Source organism: Vibrio sp. MMG023 (assembly GCF_021654215.1).
Taxonomy (GTDB): domain Bacteria; phylum Pseudomonadota; class Gammaproteobacteria; order Enterobacterales; family Vibrionaceae; genus Vibrio; species Vibrio jasicida.
Genome location: NZ_JAKFZP010000009.1, coordinates 92848 through 99156, shown reverse-complemented (window position 1 = coordinate 99156; position 6309 = coordinate 92848). Strand labels below are relative to the sequence as shown.

General features: G+C 42.6%; 9 protein-coding genes. All 9 read right to left on the bottom strand.

The window, feature by feature from the left end:
* Nucleotides 1–832: 832 nt before the first annotated feature.
* A complete protein-coding gene (locus L1076_RS23705; protein WP_237304613.1) occupies nucleotides 833–2197 on the bottom strand; it encodes a DNA sulfur modification protein DndB in 1365 nt (454 codons plus the stop codon).
* A 38-nt stretch (nucleotides 2198–2235) separates the two neighbouring features.
* Nucleotides 2236–2448: a hypothetical protein gene (locus tag L1076_RS23700; protein WP_237304612.1), complete on the bottom strand. Its 213-nt coding sequence runs from the start codon at nucleotides 2446–2448 to the stop codon at nucleotides 2236–2238.
* An 11-nt stretch (nucleotides 2449–2459) separates the two neighbouring features.
* Nucleotides 2460–2762 carry a hypothetical protein gene (locus tag L1076_RS23695; protein WP_237304611.1) on the bottom strand — a complete coding sequence of 101 codons (303 nt, stop codon included), beginning with the start codon at nucleotides 2760–2762 and terminating at the stop codon, nucleotides 2460–2462.
* A gap of 2 nt (nucleotides 2763–2764) precedes the next feature.
* On the bottom strand, nucleotides 2765–3043 hold the full coding sequence (locus tag L1076_RS23690; protein ID WP_237304610.1) for a hypothetical protein: 279 nt from the start codon (nucleotides 3041–3043) through the stop codon (nucleotides 2765–2767).
* 9 nt (nucleotides 3044–3052) lie between these two features.
* On the bottom strand, nucleotides 3053–3517 hold the full coding sequence (locus tag L1076_RS23685) for a hypothetical protein (RefSeq protein ID WP_237304609.1): 465 nt from the start codon (nucleotides 3515–3517) through the stop codon (nucleotides 3053–3055).
* 2 nt (nucleotides 3518–3519) lie between these two features.
* A complete protein-coding gene (locus L1076_RS23680; protein WP_061010244.1) occupies nucleotides 3520–3906 on the bottom strand; it encodes a hypothetical protein in 387 nt (128 codons plus the stop codon).
* 736 nt (nucleotides 3907–4642) lie between these two features.
* Nucleotides 4643–5080: a hypothetical protein gene (locus L1076_RS23675; RefSeq protein WP_237304608.1), complete on the bottom strand. Its 438-nt coding sequence runs from the start codon at nucleotides 5078–5080 to the stop codon at nucleotides 4643–4645.
* Between the two features lie 145 nt (nucleotides 5081–5225).
* Nucleotides 5226–5735 (bottom strand): YrhA family protein, encoded by a 510-nt coding sequence (locus tag L1076_RS23670; protein ID WP_237304607.1) that lies wholly within the window; start codon nucleotides 5733–5735, stop codon nucleotides 5226–5228.
* A gap of 141 nt (nucleotides 5736–5876) precedes the next feature.
* Nucleotides 5877–6308: a hypothetical protein gene (locus tag L1076_RS23665; protein ID WP_104029868.1), complete on the bottom strand. Its 432-nt coding sequence runs from the start codon at nucleotides 6306–6308 to the stop codon at nucleotides 5877–5879.
* Between the last annotated feature and the right edge of the window lies 1 nt (nucleotide 6309).

The window sequence follows — 6309 nt, the reverse complement described above, 5'->3', positions numbered from 1 at the left end:
AACTATGGCACTGCCATAGGAATGCTTTTGCGTTGGGTGATTGTTCACAGGAACTAAGCCGAACAGAAAGAGGGATGGCACCAAGTGAGGAACGAACCTGGTGCAAAGACCGATTTCGTTTTGAGGTTAGTTATCGTGGGAGGAGTGAAACGACGGAATGAACCGAGCGCAGCGAGAACGCTCAAGCTTATGAGTTCATGGGTAAAACTAGTCAAAGATCAAGAAAAATCTTTTTATATACGGTTATTTACGAACCGATCTGAAAAACGCAATTTTCTCTCGTACGGTATCATCTTTATCCATCAGTTAGTGTCCACTTACTGATTTTTTTTATTTTGTTAGTTATCCACAAGGCACCCCAAACCTGTGCCTTGTATTATCAAATCATTCACACTATCTTATATTCCGCGACGCTAGGCACAGCAAGGTTGTTGTATCAAAGCAGTCTACAGTGTGAGTATTTTTTACACTGACTCGTTTCTGGTTATAGAAACGAAAAACCCCACCAAAAGGTGGGGCTTAAAATCGAAGCCAATCTAGAGTAGCGCCAACTACTCGAAAGTGACTACTTGTATCTTGTCGATACCTAACAAGAGAGACTATAGAACAGCAGTCACCCGATTGGCAAACACATTATTGAACCTCAAAGGTGACTATTATGCTTTTTGAAAGCTCCAAATCCTTATGTAGCAAGGTATTAAAGTCTGTCATTACGACATTGAAATTAAATCCAAATTTATGTGTCAAGGGATTGATCTACATAATAGATTTATTCAAAGACTGAACCTAACCAGAAAGGCAGCCAAGCTGCCTTTAATTTATTCAATCAATCTTATGCCGCTGTAGCCTTGTTGAAGTTTGATCGGATAGTTCGCAACACTGTAGATGGTTTGCGAATGCTGTTAACCATTACTTGAACGCTTGGTTTCGCCTCTTCTAACGTTAAACCCAAACCACTCACAACAACCTCATACTGATCACAAAGGTTTTCGATTTGCGGCTCTGTCAGCTCAGTCCATTTGGTGCGAACCATATCAGCATAAGTATGTACACAACGCGCTTCCTCGGAACTTTCAAAGACTTCATTCAGTGGAGTATCTTCACTTGATGCACTCTCAGATACCAAAGGGAACTCAGTATCAGGGAAGTATTGGCGCTCTAATGACTGCAACTCTGGATCAACAGGACAACCCACATGACAAAGTATCCTGATGGCCGTCAGTTTAATCGCGGTGGCATTAGTCAGCATATTGCCGGTGACTTCATCGATGCAGCGCCCAACAAATTCATCGCTGTCACGGCGAATATTCAATGTTGATAAATCGGCCAGCTTATCCACGTTGCCATATTGCGCTAGCAAACATTGACCAACTACGCCAAGAGCATTCAAGAACACACCATGCGAAGAGATATAACCGGCACGAAACTCATCGGCAGAATCTTCCCAATTGCGGAATGCGTGCCACAGTAACGGCTTGGCACACGCTTGCCAAAACTCTCGGGCGATGTCGCGCTGTTCATCGGTTAACTTGGCATTGGCTTTAACACCAATCAATCGAGCAGTAGCATCTTTAAGGATTTTGACAGGAAATAGGTAATCACTGTTTTTACCAATAACGTTACGCTCAAAGTCCACCAAGTCTACAAACACGGCAAGTTCCTTTGCCATTTCAACCACAAGCTTTGGTAAGTCGTCTCGCTGGTTGTACGTGTCGCTAATACTGGTACTTGGCTTCACTGTGTGGCCGTTAATGTCGGAGAAGGCTTGTTGACGCTCTTCTAAAGTCATATCTACAAACAGCATCAAGGGGATATTGTCGGCTCTAAAATTAACATCGTGATTAATGGCATCGATGATCGCCGTCGTTCGGTGTTGTCCATCAAAAAGTAAGATTTCGCTATCCATATTCACTTTGAGCAAGCCAACATTGGCGTGCTCGGACTCGATGAACTCTGGACGTTCGTTGATTACACCACTGAGTGACGTCAACACATAACTATCGTAGTTATCTCGAATGTACTGCGAAATTTTCTTAGCGCGTATTGGGTTAACGTCACGTTGAGAGCGAGCCAATACGTTGCCCGTATCGAATGCCACAAGGCGCTTCAACACACCAAACGGTGCATTGATGGTAAAAAACTCACGTCCAGCTTGGATGCCACGTACAGCAGGGATTTCAAAACAGTATTCAGACATAACAAATTTCCTTTTCGATAATAAAATGAGGGGATTAATTAAAGTTGGCCACGTTCACTTTGTTTGACCGTCGTAAGCGCTTGTTCTGCCGCACTATCGAGTGAAATATCACCATATCGATACGCTTTGATAACGCGGTTAAGCTTCTGGTTATCGCAGATACAAAAAGCTAAGTTCACGTTACTCTTGGCTTTGAGTACGCTGTTTATCTCTGCAATTGCTTGAGAGCTATGCATTTTGGGTTCAATCATGGTGCTCACCTTTAAAGCTGGCCGTGCCAAGCTTCTTTCTTGGCTTTAATGGTTCGATACGACTCATTGCACAGCCAATCTCCCCACATGGAATAGGTTTCAACGAAGTACAAAGGCTTACCGTCCACATTGGAGTAGTTCAAACAATAGTAGATATGCACTTGATGCTTACTTGACCAATTGTGAACGTTGCATTTCTTGCCATTATCATCGTCATAGAAATCAAAACGACGCTTAGGTGTGATAACCGCTTGCTTCTTAAAGTCACGACCTGTTAGCTCTGACAGCGCTACAAAATAAATCGGTGCTTTCATGGTTATTCTCCTTTTGAGCGCTGAATGCGACGGTGGTGTTTTAATTTGACTGGCCTAGGCATTAAGCCAAGCTTTCGCAGTTCGCAGGCTTTTTCCATAATCGTGTGAATGGTTCTGCCTAATGCGAAACTCACTTGTTCCGGTCCATCCAGTTCGTAACGTTCAATCAGGTAACTTTGATCTATCGTCTTCCAAGGCAACCCATGATTGGGGTGATAGTCTGGGTGATACTGCATTCGGCCATAAGCGTCGTAAGTCACTGGAATAATTTTGTTTTTCATATCATTCCCTTACGACGCTAGACGAATATCGAAGTTGAAGCCTGTGCAGTAAAAAGCCTCACCACGCTTTTGAAAGCGCAAACCAGGGAACACTGAACCGTAAGAGGCATACACAATCACTTCCTCCGCGTTTTCACGTAGACGCCACTCACCTAGCTCAATGTGACCATCTAGCTCTAACAAAAACTCGTAAATGTCGTGACGCTGAAAGACTCGCTGACCAATATCAGGGCACTGAGCTTTAATCGCCTCTTGTAGTCCTTGATCTTTCAACTCTGCTACATCACTCAACTGCTCTGGACTCTTACCACGACTGAACATCTTCAAGTGGTTTAAACGCTCCGTCATTTCTAGGCGTTGTGGTGAGACGATTGGCGCATTCGATGCAACTGCACCTTTTACTGACTGACGCATTGCCTTCACTTGCTTGTGAAGCACCACTGAACCTGCGGTGTTGTTTGATAGATGTGTCATGCTTAATCCCTCGCTTCTAAGTTGAAGTTGATGGTGGTATCAATCAAAGTGGCACTGAGCGCTTTAGCAATCTCGCCACACTCTTGTTTGATTGCAGAAACAGAAAGTTGCGATGGCAGGAAGTTCTTAACGTGTTTTTCATTGCCAGACACATCTATGGCCATCAACATAAAACCGGCTTCACGTTGCTCAATCGGCGTCTCCCATGAGCCAAAATGTTCACCACGTAACACCACACTGACCACCTTTGACGGGTCAAGATGATTCGATAAACGCTCCAGTAAACACCAAGAGCTATCATTTTTTGGTGAGCTTTCGTGCTCCAACGTCGAAACGTTGGTCGCTGAGTGAGATTTAGAGAGAGTTAGGGTTGAGTTTTGTCGCGTCATAAGATTTTCCTTGCTGTTTGAGTATCACTTTTATGGAGCCGCTTGGCTGTCCGGCCTCTCTCCATCGCTGCGCTTTGACAAGGGGCGAGTAGCCCTTAGCAACTTGTTGCTCTAGGGATATCGCGTGCACTTCCCTTGCAAACAAGGCGTGGTGAGAGACGGTTAAACAGCTTGCGAGCCCATCAAATGATGCGAGTCGAAAAGGATTATCGACGCCGACAAAGTCACCCTTACTCGAACTTAATTGAAGGCAGTGAAATGCTTTTGCGTTGGGTGATTGTTCACAGGAACTAAGCCGAACAGAAAGAGGGATGGCACCAAGTGAGGAACGAATCTGGTGCAAAGACCATTTTCGTTTTGAGGCTAGTTATCGTGGGAGGAACGCAGTGACGGAATGAACCGAGCGACAGCGAGAACGCCCAATGTTTTGTGTAAATAGACTTTGTCTGTAAGAATACAAAATAGAGAAAACTAGAAATGAAAAAGTGATGAGTAAGACTTCAGAAAAACGCCACTACCATGAAGTAAACGGCATAGAACGGGTAGAATATCCCTGTAAATGTGGTCAAGGTTTCTATCGATACGATCCAGACGGAGAACGCTCAACTCATAACCAATTGCCACATCGATGCACCAAATGTAATGAGCTAGTATTCTTTAGCATCCCCTACCCTGCACTGAGGTATAAGGGACGCATATTTGTAGATTGGGAAACAGTGAGAGGGCTTAGCTAAACCTATTCACGAAACTTCAACTGCTCGCCAACAGTACCTAAGTTAAAGAGCCCTACTTGCTCAGAAAGTTTGTTTACTTGTTCGATATCGATACCGTCTAAAGCGCTTTCATCAGGCCAATCGAACGCTCCTAGTACAGTAAAATGCTTTTCTAATTCTTTATATCCAGCATTGTTTAGTGAGCGCTCAAGCTCTAATGATTCTTTTTCAGTACATGCCTGATGCTTCAAGTTATAGATATACAGCACAACATCAATCTTCTGCTGTTTAGTGAGCGAATCGAACCACTCATTGCGAGGAAATAAAGCTTGGGTTTGTTCCTCCTGCTCTATGCACTGCTCTTTTTGGGCAATCCAATCATTAGCCGCTTTTCCGGTCGTATCGGACGCGCAGCCGGATAAGGCCAACCCCATAATCAATAGAAAACTATAACGATGCATTTGCTACACACTTCCAAAATTTCTGTTCTTCACCAACCGTAACCCATGTCATTTGGTCAGCGATTTCATATATTTTCTTTCGCGTAATCTTAATTGCTGGCAAATAATAGTCGTTAAGCAAAAAACGCCCGAAGGACGTCTTTGGTTAAAAGATACAGCTATCTTCTAGATTAAAACTCAATGCTTCAAAAAAGGTAGCGAAACTATAAAGCTCATCCCACGACACACTATCAACAATAACAAACGTCTTGTTATCAAGGTTGAACGCTATCCTAGTCGTTGATTCTTCACTATACGCGAAGTACTTCCTTAACGACTCTTCTTCCCAAAATTCCAAATTCGCATCGATAATGCCATCCAAAAAATATGGTTCATTTTTTTGTTCACTCCCATATAAGTTAAAGCCATTACATGAGAAGCCGTTTGTTTCCTTTAGGATCGAAAGGTAATCACTATCTAGCTTCAGATTGAACAGCTTTTCAACTTTTCTTTTGCATTGTTCAACATCTGCGTCATTTGCAGAGGGAACGAAAAAACCAACACCGAACATCTGATGTTCTTTTTCATTTTGGAGCTTCAGCACCTCCAACATATTTCTATTTACCATTGTGATCACTACTGGGGAGCGTGGGCGCGAAGCCACAAAATACAACATCCACACAATTCATTTAGCTTAATTTTTGACGTTCAAAAAGGATCTGTACGTAAAGCTCAGTTTCGGATGCCATCAGATGTCGCAAATTGCATGCTCGCACCTATTAGGTTAAGTCGTAGGGCTATGCTCAGTATATTGAGCTCAATCTAGCTCAAAGAACCACAGTATAAATTGATTAAAGTCATTCCATTTATGCAGAAAATGTCCCTCTTTAAATGCAGAAAAAACATCACCAGCTTCAAGAAAAATAACACTTTGGTCTTTTTTATTATAAAAGTAGGTGCCATTTGAAAGATCATTCAACGGAATGTAGTCTTCTGACAATTCGTAAGTATTTCTAACTGAAGAAAGAAGATCAAGATAGTCAGAATTAATGACAAACCAGCAAATTTGATATATTTCTTGCTTCTTACTATAAAAAGTAGCCCCATCCTCTGCATGTAAATAAAACTGAGCGATATCACTATCCAAATCCAAGCCAACTGAACTCAAAGCTTGCTCATAAGACGCAGTGACATCTTCAAACCATTGTTCTTTATCTTTTAAGTAATTGATTACTTTTGAATCTAACATA